The sequence below is a fragment of the Plantibacter sp. 2H11-2 genome, assembly GCF_050031945.1.
Classification (GTDB): Bacteria; Actinomycetota; Actinomycetes; order Actinomycetales; family Microbacteriaceae; genus Plantibacter; species Plantibacter auratus.
Map to the genome: position 1 here is coordinate 231637 of NZ_JBNBBL010000006.1, position 17663 is coordinate 249299.

17 protein-coding genes are annotated in these 17663 nt (G+C 69.6%); 15 read left to right on the forward strand and 2 right to left on the reverse strand.

The annotated features are described in order from the left end of the window. Positions 1–92 precede the first annotated feature (92 nt). The 14 genes from ACQG07_RS13750 (at position 93) to dapF (ending at position 14275) form a co-directional block, all read left to right on the forward strand. Positions 93–1085 carry a hypothetical protein gene (locus ACQG07_RS13750; protein WP_426738545.1) on the forward strand — a complete coding sequence of 331 codons (993 nt, stop codon included), beginning with the start codon at positions 93–95 and terminating at the stop codon, positions 1083–1085. Continuing rightward, complete coding sequence (locus tag ACQG07_RS13755) at positions 1082–1786, forward strand: ABC transporter ATP-binding protein (protein WP_079707092.1); 705 nt, start codon at positions 1082–1084, stop codon at positions 1784–1786. Before ACQG07_RS13750 ends, ACQG07_RS13755 begins: the two co-directional genes overlap by 4 nt. Continuing rightward, a complete protein-coding gene (locus ACQG07_RS13760) occupies positions 1779–3017 on the forward strand; it encodes an ABC transporter permease (protein ID WP_192006555.1) in 1239 nt (412 codons plus the stop codon). The genes ACQG07_RS13755 and ACQG07_RS13760 overlap by 8 nt, the downstream gene beginning before the upstream one ends. Before the next feature lie 58 nt (positions 3018–3075). Then, on the forward strand, positions 3076–3567 hold the full coding sequence (locus ACQG07_RS13765; RefSeq protein ID WP_079707090.1) for a GNAT family N-acetyltransferase: 492 nt from the start codon (positions 3076–3078) through the stop codon (positions 3565–3567). Positions 3568–3644: 77 nt separating this feature from the next. After that, positions 3645–6539, forward strand: coding sequence for an FtsK/SpoIIIE family DNA translocase (locus tag ACQG07_RS13770; protein ID WP_274500916.1), 2895 nt, complete (start codon positions 3645–3647; stop codon positions 6537–6539). Between the two features lie 2 nt (positions 6540–6541). After that, a complete protein-coding gene (pgsA, locus tag ACQG07_RS13775; RefSeq protein WP_159879061.1) occupies positions 6542–7150 on the forward strand; it encodes a CDP-diacylglycerol--glycerol-3-phosphate 3-phosphatidyltransferase in 609 nt (202 codons plus the stop codon). Continuing rightward, positions 7147–7662 carry a CinA family protein gene (locus ACQG07_RS13780; RefSeq protein WP_274500918.1) on the forward strand — a complete coding sequence of 172 codons (516 nt, stop codon included), beginning with the start codon at positions 7147–7149 and terminating at the stop codon, positions 7660–7662. Before pgsA ends, ACQG07_RS13780 begins: the two co-directional genes overlap by 4 nt. Before the next feature lie 219 nt (positions 7663–7881). Then, positions 7882–8190, forward strand: coding sequence for a helix-turn-helix domain-containing protein (locus tag ACQG07_RS13785; protein WP_056012120.1), 309 nt, complete (start codon positions 7882–7884; stop codon positions 8188–8190). Positions 8191–8282: 92 nt separating this feature from the next. Further along, positions 8283–8507, forward strand: coding sequence for a DUF3046 domain-containing protein (locus ACQG07_RS13790; RefSeq protein WP_079707086.1), 225 nt, complete (start codon positions 8283–8285; stop codon positions 8505–8507). Positions 8508–8788: 281 nt separating this feature from the next. Then, positions 8789–9931, forward strand: a complete 1143-nt coding sequence (gene recA, locus ACQG07_RS13795; protein WP_079707085.1) for a recombinase RecA — start codon at positions 8789–8791, stop codon at positions 9929–9931. A 26-nt stretch (positions 9932–9957) separates the two neighbouring features. Further along, the gene (locus ACQG07_RS13800) at positions 9958–10836 is read left to right on the forward strand and encodes a regulatory protein RecX (RefSeq protein WP_426738546.1); all 879 of its coding nucleotides are present in this window, start codon (positions 9958–9960) and stop codon (positions 10834–10836) included. A 35-nt stretch (positions 10837–10871) separates the two neighbouring features. Further along, complete coding sequence (gene miaB, locus ACQG07_RS13805; protein WP_274500919.1) at positions 10872–12473, forward strand: tRNA (N6-isopentenyl adenosine(37)-C2)-methylthiotransferase MiaB; 1602 nt, start codon at positions 10872–10874, stop codon at positions 12471–12473. Next, positions 12470–13384: a tRNA (adenosine(37)-N6)-dimethylallyltransferase MiaA gene (gene miaA / locus ACQG07_RS13810; protein WP_426738547.1), complete on the forward strand. Its 915-nt coding sequence runs from the start codon at positions 12470–12472 to the stop codon at positions 13382–13384. Before miaB ends, miaA begins: the two co-directional genes overlap by 4 nt. 9 nt (positions 13385–13393) lie before the next feature. Further along, entirely contained in the window at positions 13394–14275 is an 882-nt protein-coding gene (dapF, locus tag ACQG07_RS13815) for a diaminopimelate epimerase (protein ID WP_124769508.1), read from the forward strand. A 5-nt stretch (positions 14276–14280) separates the two neighbouring features. Here dapF and ACQG07_RS13820 read toward each other — a convergent pair whose 3' ends face one another. Beyond that, complete coding sequence (locus tag ACQG07_RS13820; RefSeq protein ID WP_079707080.1) at positions 14281–14904, reverse strand: class I SAM-dependent methyltransferase; 624 nt, start codon at positions 14902–14904, stop codon at positions 14281–14283. Between the two features lie 41 nt (positions 14905–14945). Here ACQG07_RS13820 and hflX point away from each other — a divergent pair, with 41 nt between their 5' ends. Then, positions 14946–16550, forward strand: a complete 1605-nt coding sequence (hflX, locus tag ACQG07_RS13825; RefSeq protein WP_426738548.1) for a GTPase HflX — start codon at positions 14946–14948, stop codon at positions 16548–16550. 9 nt (positions 16551–16559) lie between these two features. On the opposite strand, the gene ACQG07_RS13830 is transcribed toward hflX, so the two are convergent. Then, positions 16560–17474, reverse strand: coding sequence for a hypothetical protein (locus tag ACQG07_RS13830; RefSeq protein WP_426738549.1), 915 nt, complete (start codon positions 17472–17474; stop codon positions 16560–16562). Positions 17475–17663 lie beyond the last annotated feature (189 nt).

Consider the following 17663-nt stretch of genomic DNA (forward strand, 5'->3'; position numbering starts at 1 on the left):
CGAGGGTGATGTCCGGCCGCCTTCCGCGTTGCTACCTTGGAATCCCCTATGGCCGCTCGTCACTCCGACTGCGGTGGATTCCGGAGGTCGGCGTGGGCATTGTCCGCACCTGGGTGTTCCCCATTCTGAAACTGCTCGTCTTCGCCGCGATCGCGGTGGCGCTCGTGAAGGTCGCGTTCTTCCCGGACGCACCAAAGGAGGAGGGGCCGACGCAGCCGACGGGGAGCCTCGTGGAACCACAGGTCCAGGCCGCGCTCGGCACCGTGGTCAACACCGTCTCGGTGGAGGGCCAGGTCGTCGCCGACCCGGCCAGCACGGCGAAGTCGACCGTCGCCGGCACCGTCGACGAGGTGTTCGCCGCCAAGGGGGCCGTCCTCGCGGAGGGTGATCCCATCCTCGACGTCAAGACGATCGACGAGGAGGGCAAGGAGCGGTACGTGCAGGTGACCGCGCCGGTCGCGGGCACCCTCGGCAACGTCAAGCTCATCCACGGGCAGTCGGTGCAGATCGGCGACGCGGTGGCGCAGGTGTCGCCGGCCACGTTCTCCATCACCGGGGCGTTGAGCGCCGACAAGCAGTACCGTCTGCTCACCATCCCCGGCGAGGCGACGGTCACCATCAACGGCGGCCCGGCCCCGTTCGTCTGTCCGGCGGTGCGCGTCACGACGCCGTCGAGTGGTGGCGACGAGGAGGAGCCGACGACGGGCGGTGGATCCGGGCAGACACCCGGTGCCGGCGGAACCGCCGTCACCTGCGCGGTGCCCGGTGACGTCCGGGTCTTCGCCGGACTCGCCGCGACGATCGAACTCGCGGGCGGCGTCGCCGAGAACGTCCTCGTGCTCCCGACGACCGCGGTCAAGGGTTCGGCCGGGACCGGGACCGTCTGGGTCGTCGGCGCCGACGGTGCGCAGGAGGAACGGCCGGTCACGCTGGGACTGAACGACGGACAGCAGGTGCAGATCGTCGACGGTGTCGCCGAAGGCGACTCGGTGCTCCAGTTCGTCCCTGGAGCCGTCGCACCCGCGCCCGAAGGGTGCACCACGCTTCCGGACGGCAGCATGGCCTGCGACGGGTCGGTCGGGTGACGCTCCTCGAACTCCGCGGGGTCACCAGGGTCGTCCAGATCCCCGATGCGCCGCCGCTGACGATCCTCGACGGCGTCGACCTCGAGGTGCACGAGGGCGATCGCGTCTCCATCGTCGGTCGGTCGGGTTCGGGCAAGTCGACGCTCCTGAACCTGCTCGGCCTGCTCGACAAGCCGACCTCCGGATCGCTCGTCTTCGACGGCCGGCCGGCGGAGCGTCTCGGGTCCGGTGCGCGCGACCGCCTGCGCGGAGCCCAGATCGGTTTCGTCTTCCAACAGTTCAACCTCCTGCCGGGCCGGACCGCGCTCGAGAACGTCACGACGCCGCTCCTCTACGCGAGTGGACGCTCGTTCTGGCGTCGCCGCGAGATCGCCGCCGCGATGCTCGAACGCGTCGGACTCGGTGACCGCCTCGATGCGATGCCGACGAAACTGTCCGGCGGCGAGCAGCAGCGCGTCGCGATCGCGCGCTCACTCGTCCGCGGGCCACGGCTCATCCTCGCGGACGAGCCGACCGGCGCTCTCGACGTCGAGACCGGCACCTCAGTCATGTCCCTGCTCGACGAGGTGGCGACCTCCACGGGCGCCGCCCTCGTGACGATCACCCACGACCGGGCGATCGCCCGACTCGCGACGACCCACCACCGTCTCGACCACGGCGTGCTCACCCCCGATCACGAACTGGAGGCAGCGGATGTCTAGGATCCTGACCTCGATCGTCGGAGCGGTCGTCGAGGCCGCCCAGGAGCTGCGGATCCATCGTGGCCGGGTCATCCTCTCGCTCATCGGCGTCGGCGTCGCGGTGTGCGCCCTCACGAGCATGGTCGGCATGTCGTCGCTCGCGGCGCAGGCCCAGACCGAGTCGCAGGAACGCTACGGCGGCCGGCCCGCCACGCTCATGGCTTCGGCCTACGGCACCGGAACGGAGCAACCCGACCCGGAGACCTACATCACGGCGGTGCACGACCTCGCCGAGCGGTACGGCATCGGGTACGTCTCGCAATCCGGCAGCACCCAGTTGAACGTGCAGTTCGCCGACGGGACCGTGCCGGTGCAGTCCACCGTCGTCGACGTCCCATACGGCGAGATGCACCGCATCAGACTCGACGAGGGCGCCTGGTTCCAGGAGGACGACGGCGACCGCCTCGCACCCGCGATCGTCGTGAACCCGGCGTTCTGGCAGCGCCTGGGCTCACCACCCATCGAGACGCACCCCACGGTCACGGTCCACGGTGAGCACCCGGTCACGGCCGTGATCGTCGGGGTGTACGCGAGCAACGAGTGGGACACCGAACCGCAGCTGTCGATCCTGCCCGCGGGGACGGCGCTCATCGGTCCGGTGTCCGGCGCCGAGGAGGGCATGGGGCAGCCCGGTCAGCTGCCGCAGTTCGAGTTCTGGGTCCCGAACGCGGACGCCGAGGCCTTCACCCAGCGGATCCAGTCCGACCTGCGTGCCGAACTCGGTGACGCGTACAGCGTCGACGTGTTCCGCAACGACTTCGGCCAGACGGGGGAGGACCCGCTCCTGTCGTTGAAGCTCGTGGTCGGCGCGGTCGCCGGGCTCATCCTCCTGCTCGGAGCCCTCGGGCTGATCAACCTCTCGCTCGTCACCGTCCGCCAGCGGATCCGCGAGATCGGGATCCGACGCAGTTTCGGGGCGACCGCGCCGCGGGTGTTCTTCGCCGTGATGATGGAGAGTGTCGTCGCCACCTTCGTCGCCGGGGTCATCGGCGTCATGCTCGCCGTCGCCGTCGTGAAGAGTCCGATCGTCGAGCAGTTCATCGGTCAAGGGCTCGTGACGGACTTCCCGCCGTTCCCCATCGAGGCGGCGGTCCTCGGGCTGGTGAGTGCCACGGCCGTCGGGGCGATCGCCGGGCTCCTCCCGGCGCTCGTCGCCGTCCGCGTGAAGGTGATCGACGCCATCCGGTACTGACCGACGGCGACCCCTCGCGCGTCATCTGCTCGAAACACCGGTGGCGTACCATCCGTCCATGGCGGTCTACTCGATCCGCGACGCCGCGGTGGCTGATGTGCGCGTCCTCACCGACATGATGGTCGAGGCGGCGAACTGGAACGCCGTCGCGCCCCGTCCCCGGTCCGCCGTCCTCGCCGATGCGCAGCACACCCGGTATGTGCACGGCTGGCGTCGCCCCGGCGACGCCGGGGTCGTCGCCGTCGGGCAGGACGGTGCGCCCGTCGGGGCGTGCTGGTATCGACTCTTCCCGTCCGATGCACCCGGGTTCGGGTACGTGGCGGGCGGCGTCCCCGAACTCATCCTGGGGGTCAGTCCGATCCACCGCGCCCAGGGTGTCGGCCGGCAGTTGCTCCGCGCGACCGTGCAGCTCGCCAGAGCGGCCGGGTACCAGCGCATCAGCCTGAGCGTGGAGCGGGCGAACCACGCCGTCTCGCTGTACCGCACCGAGGGGTTCGCGACCGTGGACCGGCGGGGGACCCGTGACACGATGGTCCTGAATCTGCGCTGACCGCCTGGCGGATCGCGGATCGTGGACACCCCGCCAGCTTGCCGGGCTGCGTCGGTGGCGACGAGTACCGTGAACGCATGGCCGCACGTTCCAACTCGACCAGCCGTTCGCGCAGCGCTTCCTCGCCGAGCGGCGCTTCGTCGCGCACCACGAGCACGAAGACGAACACCAAGCCCGGCACCAAGGCGGGCGCGTCGACGACGAAGCAGCAGAAGACCGTCGCCTATCCGGCCGCCGAGGAGCAGCGCAGTGTGCTGACCTCGATGTGGCTCGGTCTCGCGCACGGCGTCGGTGGAGCGGTCAGAGCCCTCGGCCCCGAGCGAATCGCCAAGGAGGACCGTCGCGACGGCTTCCCCTTCCTGCTCTTCCTGCTGGCCGTCGTCGGTGCCGTCGTCGAGTGGTTCGGCGCGGCCGACCCGGTCGCCCAGACCTTCGACGCCTGGTCGTTCGGCGGCCTCTTCGGCCGACTCGCCTTCGTGCTCCCGGTCATCATGATCGTGTTCGCGGTCTGGCTGTTCCGGCACCCGGCCTCGGTCGACGACAACGGCCGCATCAGCATCGGCCTCGGTCTGCTTCTCATCAGCATCTCGGCGCTCTGCCACATCCACGGCGGCCAGCCGAACCCGAGTCAGGGCCTGCCTGCGCTGGCGCAGGCCGGCGGTCTCCTCGGGTGGATCCTCGGCGCTCCGCTCGCCGCGATCATCACCCCGATCGGCGCGACCGTCCTCATCTCGCTCCTGATCCTCCTCAGCCTCTTCATCGTGACCAAGACGCCCCCGAACCGCGTCGGTGCCCGCGTGCGGCAGTTCTCCACCTGGATGTTCGGCGAGCAGCCGGAGGCACCAGAAGGAGAGCCCGCGGAGCCGAAGAGCGCGCGGACGAAGCGACTCGACGACCTCGACGAGGAACCCGACGAGCCGGCGGCACTGCCGTGGTGGCGTCGCAACACGAGCCGTCGCGAGGACGACCCGACGTTCGAGGACCCGCTCATGGGCGACAACATGACCGAGCTTCTCGGCCTCGAGAAGCCGTCCGGCGGGTTCGACTCGCCGCTCGAACCGGTGGCCATGCCTGCCGCGTCGCCAAAGGTCGCTCCGGTGCACGACGCCTTCGGCTCCGAGCTCCTCGGCGACCTCGAAGCGGCGGAGAGCGCCGTCAAGCGGTTCAACACGGGCGAGATCAAACCGCAGACGGGTCTGCATGACGACAGCATCCCCGGCGCGACCGAGGTCATCGAAGACCTCGACCCGGCGCTCCTCGGTGCACCCGACCAGATCGACTTCTCGGCGCGCCCGATGGCGCAGCAGGGCCAGGACGACACGCCGTATCGTCTCCCGTCCGCAGGGACCCTGGCGGCGGGTGAGCCAGCGAAGACGCACAGCGCGGCCAACGACGAAGCGGTCGCTGCGATCACGAGCGTCCTCGACCAGTTCGGCGTCGACGCGAAGGTCACGGGCTTCTCCCGCGGCCCGACCGTGACGCAGTACGAGATCGAGCTCGGCCCGGGCGTCAAGGTCGAGCGGGTGACGGCACTCAGCAAGAACCTCTCCTACGCCGTGGCGTCCAACGAGGTCCGCATCCTCTCGCCCATCCCGGGGAAGAGCGCCATCGGCATCGAGATCCCGAACACCGACCGCGAGATCGTCACCCTGGGCGACATCCTGCGCTCGACGGCGGCCACGAACAGCAACCACCCGATGACGATCGGCGTCGGCAAGGACGTCGGCGGCGGCTACGTCGTCGCGAACCTCGCGAAGATGCCGCACCTCCTGGTCGCCGGGTCGACCGGCTCCGGCAAGTCGGTCTTCGTGAACTCGATGATCACCTCGCTCCTCATGCGCGCCAAGCCGAGCGAGGTGCGCATGGTCCTCATCGACCCCAAACGCGTCGAGCTCGCGCCGTACGCGGGCGTCCCGCACCTCATCACGCCCATCATCACGAACCCGAAGAAGGCGGCGGAAGCGCTGCAGTGGGTCGTGAAGGAGATGGACATGCGGTACGACGACCTCGCGAGCTTCGGCTACCGGCACATCGATGACTTCAACAAAGCCGTCGTGGCCAACGAGATCGTCCTCCCCTCGGGCAGCGAACGCGTGCTGAAGCCCTACCCCTACCTGTTGGTCGTCGTCGACGAGCTCGCCGACCTGATGATGGTCGCCCCCCGCGACGTCGAGGACTCCATCGTCCGCATCACGCAGCTGGCCCGTGCGTCCGGTATCCACCTCGTCCTCGCGACGCAGCGTCCGTCGGTCGACGTCGTCACCGGCCTCATCAAGGCGAACGTCCCCTCGCGCCTCGCCTTCGCCGTCACGAGCGTCACCGATTCCCGGGTCATCCTCGACCAGCCGGGCGCCGACAAGCTCATCGGTCAGGGCGACGCCCTGTTCCTGCCGATGGGTGCGAACAAGTCCATCCGTGTGCAGGGCGCATGGGTCGGCGAGAACGAGATCCAGCGGGTCGTCGAACACGTCACGAACCAGGCGCGGCCGGAGTACCGGAAGGACGTCCAGGCCGTCGCCGAGCGCAAGGAGATCGACGCGGACATCGGCGACGATCTCGAACTCCTGCTCGCCGCAGCGGAGCTCGTGGTGTCGACGCAGTTCGGATCGACCTCGATGCTGCAGCGGAAGCTGCGGGTCGGTTTCGCGAAGGCCGGCCGGCTCATGGACCTCATGGAGTCGCGCGAGATCGTCGGCCCGTCCGAGGGCTCGAAGGCCCGCGACGTCCTCGTCACCGCGGAGCAGCTGCCGGGTGTCCTGGCCCGTCTGCGCGGCGAGGACGACGGTTCGGCCGCTCCGGCCCCCGCAGCGGCGGCCTCGACAGCCGCTGCGGCCGCTCCGGTCGTCGGCGCTGCCGGCGGCGTCGAGCCCGACCCCTACGGTGCGGACCCGGTCGAGGCCCAGTTCCAGGACTATCCTGAGGTCGAGGGCGGTTCTGACGAAGACGCCTGGAGTCTCACCGGTCGGGAGTAGACATGACGGCATCGAACGCGTCGGCTGCTGAGCCACGCATCTCGAACTGGAACCTCCCGAACGCGATCACCGTCGCGAGGATCGTGCTCGCACCCGTGTTCATGTGGATGCTGTTGGCGGACGACGGTTCCGACGGCGCACTGCGGTGGTGGGCCGCCCTGCTCTTCGTCGTGGCGATCGCGAGCGACGGCATCGACGGACACATCGCCCGCAGTCGCAACCTCGTGACGGACCTCGGCAAGATCCTCGACCCGATCGCCGACAAGGTGCTGACGGGCGGAGCGCTCGTCGCGTTGTCGATCCTCGGCGAACTGCCGTGGTGGGTCACGGCCGTCGTGCTCGTGCGCGAGATCGGCATCACCGTCCACCGCTTCATCGTGATCTCCGACCATGTCGTCGCCGCCGCGTGGATGGGGAAGCTCAAGACCCTGGCACAGGCCGTCGCGATCTCACTCGCCCTCGCGCCGTTCTGGGTGCTCCTCGGTGACTGGGTGCTCTGGGTGAACGGGGTCTTCATGACCATCGCCGTGCTCCTGACCATCGCCAGCGGCATCGACTACGTCGTCACCGCCGTCCGGGGGTCTCGCGCCGACCGGCAGGTCAAGCGATGACGTCCGCCGCCGTCGAGTCGGCCGACGCCGGTGCCGCCTCGGCGGTCCACGCGCTCATCGACGCCCGGTTGACGATCGGTGTCGCGGAGTCCCTGACCGGCGGGCTGCTGGCCGCGGCGCTCATCAGCGTGCCCGGCGCGTCCGCGACGGTCCGAGGCGGTGTGGTCGCGTACGACACCCGCCTGAAGCACTCGTTGCTCGGAGTCGACGCCGGCCTCCTCGCGCTCCATGGCGCCGTGCACCCGGAGGTGGCCCTCCAGATGGCGGACGGCGTGCGCCGTGCCCTGGCGATCGACGGGCTTCCGGCAGACGTCGGTATCGCCACGACCGGCGTCGCAGGACCGGACCCGCAGGACGGCCAGGCCGTCGGGACGGTCTTCGTGGGCATCGTGACGCGAGCGGGTGGACGGGTGGTGCCGCTCACCCTGGACGGAGGCCGCCAGGAGATCCGACACCGGACCGTGGAGCTGGCGTTGGAAGCCCTCGTGCGCGAACTCGGCGCACTCCAGTGAACGCCGGCTCCGTTCGGCGGAATACCGTCCGTTTCCATCGCGTTACAGATGGCGTATTCACAAGAAAAGCCCAGTGATCCTGGTTACTGTTCGGCATACAGTGGTTGTAATGTTGGCCATCCACGAACGAGACGGCGATCAGCTGGGACGACGTGAATCCGCGTTGGAGAAGCAGAGCGCTGTACGACACGAGGTCGTAGAGCACAGAGGGAGGGTCACGTGGTTCTAGTCCGTCAAGAGATCGGCGACGTGCTGAGGGACTTCCGGTTGCAGAAGGGTCGCACGTTGCGCCAGGTGGCGAGCAAGGCGAGCGTCGCACTCGGATACCTGAGCGAGGTCGAACGAGGCCAGAAGGAGGCGTCGAGCGAGATCCTCGCTTCGGTGGCCGACGCCCTCGACACCCCCATCTCCGTCATCATGCGAGAGGTCGGAGACCGCCTCGCGGTCATCGAGGGTCTCTCCCCGAACATCCCGGACACCGTTCCGGACGAACTGGTCAACGAGCTGGACGAACTCGTCTCCCGCTGATCGAGCGAGCACGGCAGCAGAACGCCCCGGGATCCCTCTCCCGGGGCGTTTCCGCGTCCGGACGGACGACGGAGGAAGGGACAGGAGCAGGAATGAAGCTGAGTGAGTTCAGGACGGCCGTCGCCGACGAGTTCGGCGCGGCGTACGGAGCGGTACTCACCGGTGACCTCGGACTCACCGAGTTCGGCTCGAAGACCGCCGAGGAGGCGTTGCGCGCCGGTGTCCCGCCCCGCGACGTCTGGATCGCGCTCTGTACCGCGACCGACGTGCCGGACGAGCGACGCCACGGCGTCGGACGGCTGCAGCCGGGCGCGTAGCGCGTCCAGCGCCACGGGCGAAGCGGTCTTCGACACGCCGCCCGATCGGTATCGAACATCCGTTCTAGTGGTGCTAGTGTCCTCCACAGGATCATTCGTGAGTGCGTTCTGCACGGATCGAGCCGTCCACCGGTGCATGTCGGTGGTGGCGCGTACCGTCGGAGACATCAGGAACGACCGACGCCTTGTCGCCCTCGGGCCCCGACCTTCAGCAGAAGCGGGTCCCGGAACACGCGGCGACAGCCTATAGGCACCCGACACCGAGCAGAGAGAAGCACACCATGCCAAGTCCAGCTGAACGCGAGAAGTCCCTCGAAACCGCACTCGCCCAGATCGACCGTCAGTTCGGCAAGGGCTCGGTGATGCGCCTCGGCAGCGACGAGCGCGCACCGGTCGAGGTCGTCTCCACCGGCTCGATCGCCCTCGACGTCGCGCTCGGCATCGGAGGGCTCCCGCGAGGCCGCATCGTCGAGATCTACGGGCCTGAGTCGTCAGGTAAGACGACGCTCACGCTGCACGCCATCGCGAACGCCCAGCGTGCCGGCGGCATCGCCGCCTTCATCGACGCGGAGCACGCACTCGACCCCGAGTACGCAAAGAAGCTCGGCGTCGACATCGACTCGCTGCTCGTCTCCCAGCCCGACACGGGTGAGCAGGCGCTCGAGATCGCCGACATGCTCGTGCGCTCGGGTTCCATCGACCTCATCGTGATCGACTCCGTCGCCGCGCTCGTGCCCCGTGCCGAGATCGAGGGCGACATGGGTGACTCGCACGTCGGTCTGCAGGCCCGCCTCATGTCGCAGGCACTGCGCAAGCTGACCGGTGGCCTGAACCAGACGAACACGACGATGATCTTCATCAACCAGCTGCGCGAGAAGATCGGTGTGATGTTCGGCAGCCCCGAGACGACCGCCGGTGGTAAGGCCCTGAAGTTCTACGCCTCGGTCCGCCTCGACATCCGTCGCATCGAGACGCTGAAGGACGGCACGGAGGCCGTGGGCAACCGTACGCGCGTGAAGGTCGTCAAGAACAAGATGGCTCCGCCCTTCCGGCAGGCCGAGTTCGACATCCTGTACGGCGTGGGCATCTCCCGCGAAGGGTCGTTGATCGACTTCGGTGTCGAGCACGCCATCGTCAAGAAGGCCGGCGCCTGGTACACCTACGAGGGCGATCAGCTCGGTCAGGGCAAGGAGAACGCCCGGAACTTCCTGCTGAAGAACCCGGACATCGCCGCTGAGATCGAGCGCCGGATCCTCGGCAAGCTCGGTGTCGGTGCCGAGGGTGCCGCAACCAAGAAGGCCGCGGATGCCGCCGCAGCCGAGGTCGCTGCTGCCGAGGCCGCCGCGCTCGAGGCGGCGACCGGTGGAGCCCCGCAGCTCGCAGCCGCCGGCGCACCGAAGTCCGCCGCGAAGCGCAGCGCGTAACGCACGCCCCGAACAGCGAGGTCACCATGGTCGTCTCCTTCCCTCCCGCCGGTCCGGCCGACGAGTCGTCGGAGCGCGTGGCCCCCGTGACCTCGCTGTTCGGGCGCCGTCCGGCGCCCGATCCAGCTGCCGAGCCCGACGGCTGGTTCGTCGGGCAGACCGACGACGCTCCTGTCGTTGCCGCGCCCGTCGTGCGTCCCGTCGCTCCGTTGCGACGGACGTCCACCGAGCGCGACGAGACGGAGGCCACCCCGCCGGGCGACGCATCGAGCGATGCCCCCGCAGCGACGAGCCCGACGACACCACCCGAGCCCGCCCCGCGGACGCTCGCCTGGACCTCGGTCGTCGAGGCGCCGGAGGACGACGACGCAGACGACCGCGCCGAAGTCGATGAGGTCGATGCTCCCGTCGATCCGGAGGTCCGGCTGGCCGAACTCGACCTGCTCGCGGTCCGACGACTCGCCCGCCGCGGGTGTTCCGAGTGGGAGATCGCGGAACTCCTCCGCGGCCACGACGCCGCACCCGACGAAGTCGAACACGTCCTCGCCGAGCTCCGCCGACGCGGCTATCTCGACGACGCCGAACTCGCCCGGCAGCTCGTCGAGAGCCTGCACACCCGCAAGGGGCAGTCCCGTGCGGTGATCGGCCGCGAGCTCTCCTCGCGACGCATCGACGCCTCGATCGTCTCCGAGGCACTGGAGGCCATCGACGACGACGACGAGCTCCGACGAGCGCTGGTCGTCGCCGAGAAGCGTGCTGGTCAACTGCGCTCCCTCGATCAGGCGACGGCCGAGCGACGTTTGTCGGCCTATCTCGCGAGACGCGGATATGGCTCGGCGATCATCCGTGAGGCGTGCTCGCGTGCCCTGTCGGGGTCGAAGCGTTCCGGCGTGAGTTTCCGCTGACCGGAGGCATCTCAGGCCGCGCGTAGACTGCCGGTATGAGCAGCATCGTCGAGACGCCCACGGTCATCAGCGCCTCACCCGCCGCGATCGACGAGTCAGGTCGGCAGCGGAGCTATGAGGTCCGCACCTACGGGTGCCAGATGAACGTGCACGACTCCGAGCGGCTCAGCGGGTCGCTCGAGGCAGCCGGTTACGTCAAGGCGGACGGCGAGCAGGCCGACATCGTGGTCATCAACACCTGCGCGGTCCGCGAGAACGCCGACAACAAGCTGTACGGCAACCTCGGCCACCTGGCATCGATCAAGAAGCAGCGCAGCGGCATGCAGATCGCCGTCGGCGGTTGTCTGGCGCAGAAGGACAAAGAGGTCATCCTCCGGAAGGCCCCGTGGGTGGACGTCGTCTTCGGGACGCACAACATGGGCTCACTGCCGTCGCTGCTGGAGCGGGCTCGGCACAACGACGAGGCCCAGCTGGAGATCCTGGAGTCGCTCGACACCTTCCCCTCCACCCTCCCGACCAAACGCGATTCCAGCTACAGCGGTTGGGTCTCGATCTCCGTCGGGTGCAACAACACGTGCACCTTCTGCATCGTGCCGTCGCTCCGTGGCAAGGAGAAGGACCGTCGCCCGGGCGAGATCCTCGGTGAGCTGCGCGCCCTCGTCGAGGACGGCGCCATCGAGGTGACGCTGCTCGGGCAGAACGTGAACTCCTACGGTGTCGAGTTCGGGGATCGTCAAGCGTTCGGCAAGCTCCTGCGGGCGGCCGGCACGATCGAGGGCTTGGAGCGCGTCCGGTTCACGAGCCCGCACCCGGCCGCCTTCACCGACGACGTGATCGATGCGATGGCCGAGACGCCGAATGTGATGCCACAACTGCACATGCCGCTGCAATCGGGTTCCGACCGCATCCTCAAGGCGATGCGTCGCTCCTACCGGTCCGAGCGCTTCCTCGGGATCCTCGATCGGGTCCGTGCCAGGATCCCGCATGCGGCCATCTCCACCGACATCATCGTCGGGTTCCCCGGCGAGACGGAGGAGGACTTCCAGGAGACCCTCCGCGTGGTCGAGGCCGCACGGTTCGCCAGCGCCTTCACCTTCCAGTACTCGATCCGCGCCGGGACTCCGGCGGCCACCATGCCCGATCAGGTCCCGAAGGCCGTTGTGCAGGAACGGTACGAGCGCCTCATCGCGTTGCAGGACCGCATCAGTCTCGAGGAGAACCAGCGCCAGGTGGGCCGGCAGGTCGAGTTGCTCGTCGCGGTCGGCGAGGGTCGCAAGAACGACGCCACGCATCGACTGAGCGGGCGGGCCGAGGACTCACGGCTCGTCCACTTCGAGGTGCCGGCGGGCTCCGAGGTGCCGCGACCGGGCGACGTCGTGACCGTGACCATCACCGAGGCCGCGTCCTTCCACCTCATCGCCGACGCACCCGGTGGCGAGCCCCTGCGGGTCCGTCGGACGCGTGCCGGAGACGCCTGGGATCGAGCTCAGGCCGACTCCTGCGGCGTGCCGACGCCGGCCGGTGCGTCGGAGCCCGGCCGGGTCTCGCTCGGCCTGCCGGGCCTGCGCATCGGGGCGCCGACCGTCGGCGTGACCACGTCGCCCATCTACGACCCGAGCGACGGCGAACGTCGGTGACCGGCTTCCTCGCGGTCGTCGGAGCGACCGGGACGGGGAAGTCCGCACTGTCGCTCGAGCTGGCGACCGCTCTCCGCGAGGCGGGGCGTCCAGCCGAGATCGTCAACGCCGATGCCATGCAGTTCTATCGCGGCATGGACATCGGGACCGCGAAGCTGCCCATGGAGGAGCGGCGCGGGATCCCGCACCACCTCTTCGACGTCCTGGACGTCACGGAGGAGGCGTCCGTCGCCTGGTACCAGCCGACGGCTCGTGCGGTGATCGACGAGCTCACCGCGCGTGGGGTGACGCCGATCCTCGTGGGCGGTTCCGGGCTGTACGTCTCGAGCGTCATCCACGACTTCCGGTTCCCCCCGAGAGACCGCGCCCTGCGCGAGCGCCTGGAACGGGAACTCGAGGAGGAAGGGCTCCCGGCGCTCATCGAGCGGCTCCGCCTGGCCGATCCCGCGACTGCCGACCGCATCGATGCGGCGAACGCCCGCCGGGTCGTGCGCGCACTCGAAGTGCACGAGTTGGCCGAGCGCGGCCACGGTGCAGCGCTTCCGGAACGCCCCGTCCCATGGCGGCCGGTCGAGGTCATCGGGGTCTCGACGCCGCGAGAGGTCCTCGTCGAGCGCCTCGACCGGCGCGTCGAGATGATGTGGGACGCGGGACTCGTCGCGGAGACGGCCGAGTTGCTCGACCACGGCCTCGAGCAGGGCGTCACCGCCGTCCGTGCGATCGGGTACGCGCAGGCGGTGGCGCAACTGCGCTCGGAGCTCACCGAAGCGGAGGCGATCGCCGAGACCCAGCGTCTGACGAGGCGGTACGCGCGCCGTCAGGTCAGCTGGTTCAAGCGCTATCCGGCGATCACCTGGGTGGAGGGCGGCAGCGCCGAGGCGAGTGAGCTGGCCCGCCGAGTGCGCCCGTAGACTGGTCGGATGGCGTCGACACTCTCCTTCACGAAGGGCCACGGCACGGGCAACGACTTCGTGCTCTTCTCCGATCCCGACGGCCAGGAGGCCCTCGATCCGGGCCAGATCGCGGCGCTCTGCGACCGGCACTTCGGGATCGGGGCCGACGGCGTCATCCGCGCCGTCCGGTCCGCGCACCTCGATGCCGGCGCGGCCGTGCTCGCTGAAGACCCTGCCGCGGAGTGGTTCATGGATTACCACAACGCCGACGGATCGGTCGCGGAGATGTGCGGCAACGGCATCCGGGTGTTCCTGCACTACCTGCTCGAGAGCGGGCTCGTGGAGCTGGCCCCCGGCGAACAGCTCGCCATCGGCACCCGCGCCGGCGTCCGGATGGTCGGCTACGACCCGCTCGGCTACGCCGTCGACCTCGGCCGCTGGAGCCTCGACGAGCGGGAGACGCTCGTCCGGGTGAAGGGGCTGCCCGTGGCCCGCCCGGGGATCGGGATCGACGTCGGCAACCCGCACATCGTCGTCGCGGTCGCCGACGCCGCCGAACTCGACGGAGCGGAACTGGAGTACGTCCCACAGCTCGACCCCGTACCGCCGCACGGTGCAAACGTCGAGCTGGTCGTCCCGGGTGAGCCGCTCATCGCCGACGGCGTGGCACGGATCCGCATGCGCGTCCACGAGCGCGGGAGCGGCGAGACCCTGAGCTGTGGCACCGGGACGGCTGCCGCGGCGCTCGCGTTCCGCCACTGGGCGGGCGCGGCGGCTCCGAACGACTGGCGCGTCGAGGTGCCGGGCGGAGCGCTCGGGGTGCGCATGGTTCCCGGCGCAGACGGCGAGCACGTGGTGCTGGCCGGACCTGCGACGCTCGTCTACTCCGGGACGATCACCCTGGCCTGAGCCGGTCAGGCCGAACGGAGCTCCCGGCGCCGGGTGTGCAGGACGCGGAAGCCCTTGGCCATGGCCGCACGTCCGACGTGGAACGACGTCGGCAGCTGCTCCTGCAACCACTTCTGCAGTGAGTCCGAGCCGAGGTTCTTCTGTACGACGAGCCAGGCGTCACCCTCGTCCTCGAGCCGCGGCAACCAGTGCATGAGCATGCGGTGCAGCTCGTCCTTGCCGACGCGGATCGGCGGGTTCGACCAGATGGTCGCGAAGCGGACCGTGTCGGGGACGTCGTCGGGGAGGACGGCACGGATGTTGGCGAGCCCGAGGCGTTCCGCGTTGATCCGGGTCAGGTCGAGCGCGCGTTCGTTCACGTCGACCGCCCAGACGGTCGCGTCCGGCGACGCGAGCCCGAGCGACAGGGCGATCGGGCCCCAGCCGCAGCCGATGTCGAGGAGGTCGCCCGTCGGCGGGGGAGGAGGGGTGTTCGCGAGCAGCACCTGGGTGCCCTGATCGAGGTGGCCTGGGCTGAAGACGCCACCCGCCGAGACGAGCGAACGGTCGACGCCGCCGAGGCGTGCGGTGATCGGTTTGAGCTGCAACTCGCTCGCGGGTTCGGCGGTGAAGTAGTGCTCGTTCGACATACAGGAACGGTACCGGACCAGGAGGAAGTAGGGTTAACGCGATGCCTAGACCACCGATGGACGCACCCCAGGACCACGCAGACGACACCGATGTCGATGTCGAGGCGGTGGTGGACGACGCCTCGGTCACCGATCCCGACGACGTCGTCGCGCGCGTGCTCACGAGCGCCGCGTCCCGATCGAGCGGGTACACCTTGTTCGGCAGCGGTGCCGCGGCGTTGCAGACCGGCGATGCATCGGGCGGCAGCTCCGACGACGGCGAGCAGTACGACCGCGAGGACCGACAAGCCCTCCGTCGCGTCGCCGGGCTCTCGACCGAACTCGAGGACGTCACCGAGGTCGAGTACCGGCAGCTCCGGCTCGAGAACGTCGTCATCATCGGCGTCTACCCGCAGGGAGCGCTCCACGACGCGGAGAACTCCCTGCGCGAACTCGCAGCGCTCGCGGAGACCGCCGGCGCCGTCGTCCTCGACGGGCTCCTGCAGCGCAAACCGCACCCCGACCCGAGCACCTATCTCGGTCGAGGCAAGGCCCAGGAACTGAAGTCCATCGTCCAGGCGCTCGGCGCCGACACGGTGATCGCCGACACGGAACTCGCACCCAGCCAGCGTCGCGCGCTCGAGGACGCGGTCGGCGTGAAGGTGATCGACCGCACGGCGGTCATCCTCGACATCTTCAGCCAGCACGCGAAGAGCCGAGAGGGCAAGGCACAGGTCGAGCTCGCCCAACTCGAGTACCTCCTGCCCCGCCTCCGCGGCTGGGGTGAGTCCATGAGCCGTCAGGCCGGTGGTCAGGTCGGTGGTGCCGGGGCCGGCATGGGGTCGAGGGGCCCCGGTGAGACGAAGATCGAACTCGACCGACGCCGCATCCACACCCGGATGGCGAAACTGCGTAAGTCGATCACGGCGATGAAGCCGGCGCGCGAGGCCAAGCGGGCGAACCGTCGCCGCAACACGGTGCCGTCGGTCGCGATCGCGGGGTACACGAACGCCGGCAAGTCGAGCCTGCTGAACCGCATCACGAAGGCCGGCGTCCTGGTCGAGAACTCGCTCTTCGCGACGCTCGACGCGACGGTCCGCCGCAACGTGACCTCCGACGGACGCGAGTACACCCTGGCCGACACGGTCGGTTTCGTGCGCAACCTGCCGCACCAGCTGGTCGAGGCCTTCCGCTCGACGCTCGAGGAGGTCGCCGACAGCGACGTCATCGTGCACGTCGTCGACGCCGCGCACACCGACCCGGCCGGCCAGATCGCCACCGTGCGAGATGTCATCGGTGAGGTCGGAGCTCGGCACATCCCCGAGCTGGTCGTGTTCAACAAGGCCGACCTCGTGGACGACGGCCAGCTGCTCGTGCTCCGCGGTCTCGTCCCGGACGCCGTCTTCGTCTCGGCCCGCACCGGTCTCGGGATCGATGAGCTCATGGAGCGCATCGAGACGCTGATCCCGTCGCCGAGCAACGAGGTCCACGTCATCGTGCCCTTCGACCGCGGAGACCTGGTCACGCTGCTGCACGAACGCGGCAAGGTGCTGTCGACGGACTACGACGAGCGTGGCACGATCGTGCACGCCCTGGTCGGTGCCGAGCTCGCCGCCGCCCTCGCGCCGTTCGCCGAGGTCGTCCCGGCACCCGCCGTGGCCGGCTGAGCAGAACCTTCACGCGCAGCGCGCGCGGACGGCATCCTTGAGAGCCTCCGCCGTGTCGGCGTCGAGCGGCAGGGTCATGACGGCCTCCGGGCCGTCGTCGATCCGCACGACGAGTGGGAACAGGGTCCCCACCTTGTCCTCCGCCAGGGCGTGCGGGTCGCACCGGGTCGGCATGATCCGCAGTTCGATGGACTGCGGGCCGTCGGCGGCGTCGACGGTCAGGCTGAGCGGCCAGTCCTGGGGTGGGTCACCGCCGCCGTCCGTCGGCGCCGGTCGCAGCAGGACGGTCGAGCGCAGCGCGACGAGCTGCAGCCGACCCGCGGCGCCGGTCGGCACGGCACTGATCGTCAGGACGGCGACCGTCGTGGCTCCGGCACCCTCGAGGCGGATCCCGGGAGCTGCGGCCACCTCGGCGATGCGCTGCACGGCCGCCACCGTGCACGTCGAGGCACGGATCCGCTGCAGCGCGTTCGTCGGATCGGGGAGGTCGGCGGCGGACAGGACCGAGTCGTCGTCGAGTCGGAGCAGGAGATCGACCTGCACGTCCCCGTCGCGTGCGTCGCAGTCGATCGGTGGCAGCTCGACGGCGAGGTCCGTGGTCTGTCCAGCGCGGACCGTCGAGGATCGGTCCCGGACGGTCGGCGCGGTGAACGCCGCCCCCGCCAGCTCCAGTCCGACGATCGTGATGTCGTGGTCGCCGCCGTTACCGACCCGGACGATCGCGGCGTCGCTCGCGTACTGGTCCCGGTTCTGACGGAACTCGACCACGATGTCCTCGGCTGAGGCTGCGCGTGTCGCCCGGGGCACGGGCGAACCGGCGGTCGTGCACCCGGACAGGGCGATCACCACCGCCACGCAGGACGCGATGACGCGCGAACCGGGTACTCGGCGCTCGGCGCCCCGGTGCCTGGTGCCCATGGTCATGGCATCAGCGTAGGACCGGAGCGCCGCCGGGGGAATGTGTCGCAGGATGACGCTGTCGGGCGGATGTCCGTCGCGCGGATCGTCGGGCGTTGCTATCGTCGTGCGCATCGTACCCGCCCTCACCGGCGGATTCGGAGCGACAGCCGAGCCCGGCACCCGCCCACGACACACCAGCGGAACCGCTGCGTG

Coding starts and splice junctions, on each gene's coding strand:
- ACQG07_RS13760 (WP_192006555.1), top strand. CDS start 1,779: ATGTCTAGGATCCTGACCTCGATCGTCGGAGCGGTCGTCGAGGCCGCC.
- ACQG07_RS13765 (WP_079707090.1), top strand. CDS start 3,076: ATGGCGGTCTACTCGATCCGCGACGCCGCGGTGGCTGATGTGCGCGTC.
- ACQG07_RS13770 (WP_274500916.1), top strand. CDS start 3,645: ATGGCCGCACGTTCCAACTCGACCAGCCGTTCGCGCAGCGCTTCCTCG.
- pgsA (WP_159879061.1), top strand. CDS start 6,542: ATGACGGCATCGAACGCGTCGGCTGCTGAGCCACGCATCTCGAACTGG.
- ACQG07_RS13780 (WP_274500918.1), top strand. CDS start 7,147: ATGACGTCCGCCGCCGTCGAGTCGGCCGACGCCGGTGCCGCCTCGGCG.
- ACQG07_RS13790 (WP_079707086.1), top strand. CDS start 8,283: ATGAAGCTGAGTGAGTTCAGGACGGCCGTCGCCGACGAGTTCGGCGCG.
- recA (WP_079707085.1), top strand. CDS start 8,789: ATGCCAAGTCCAGCTGAACGCGAGAAGTCCCTCGAAACCGCACTCGCC.
- ACQG07_RS13800 (WP_426738546.1), top strand. CDS start 9,958: ATGGTCGTCTCCTTCCCTCCCGCCGGTCCGGCCGACGAGTCGTCGGAG.
- miaB (WP_274500919.1), top strand. CDS start 10,872: ATGAGCAGCATCGTCGAGACGCCCACGGTCATCAGCGCCTCACCCGCC.
- dapF (WP_124769508.1), top strand. CDS start 13,394: ATGGCGTCGACACTCTCCTTCACGAAGGGCCACGGCACGGGCAACGAC.
- ACQG07_RS13820 (WP_079707080.1), bottom strand. CDS start 14,904: ATGTCGAACGAGCACTACTTCACCGCCGAACCCGCGAGCGAGTTGCAG.
- hflX (WP_426738548.1), top strand. CDS start 14,946: ATGCCTAGACCACCGATGGACGCACCCCAGGACCACGCAGACGACACC.
- ACQG07_RS13830 (WP_426738549.1), bottom strand. CDS start 17,474: ATGACCATGGGCACCAGGCACCGGGGCGCCGAGCGCCGAGTACCCGGT.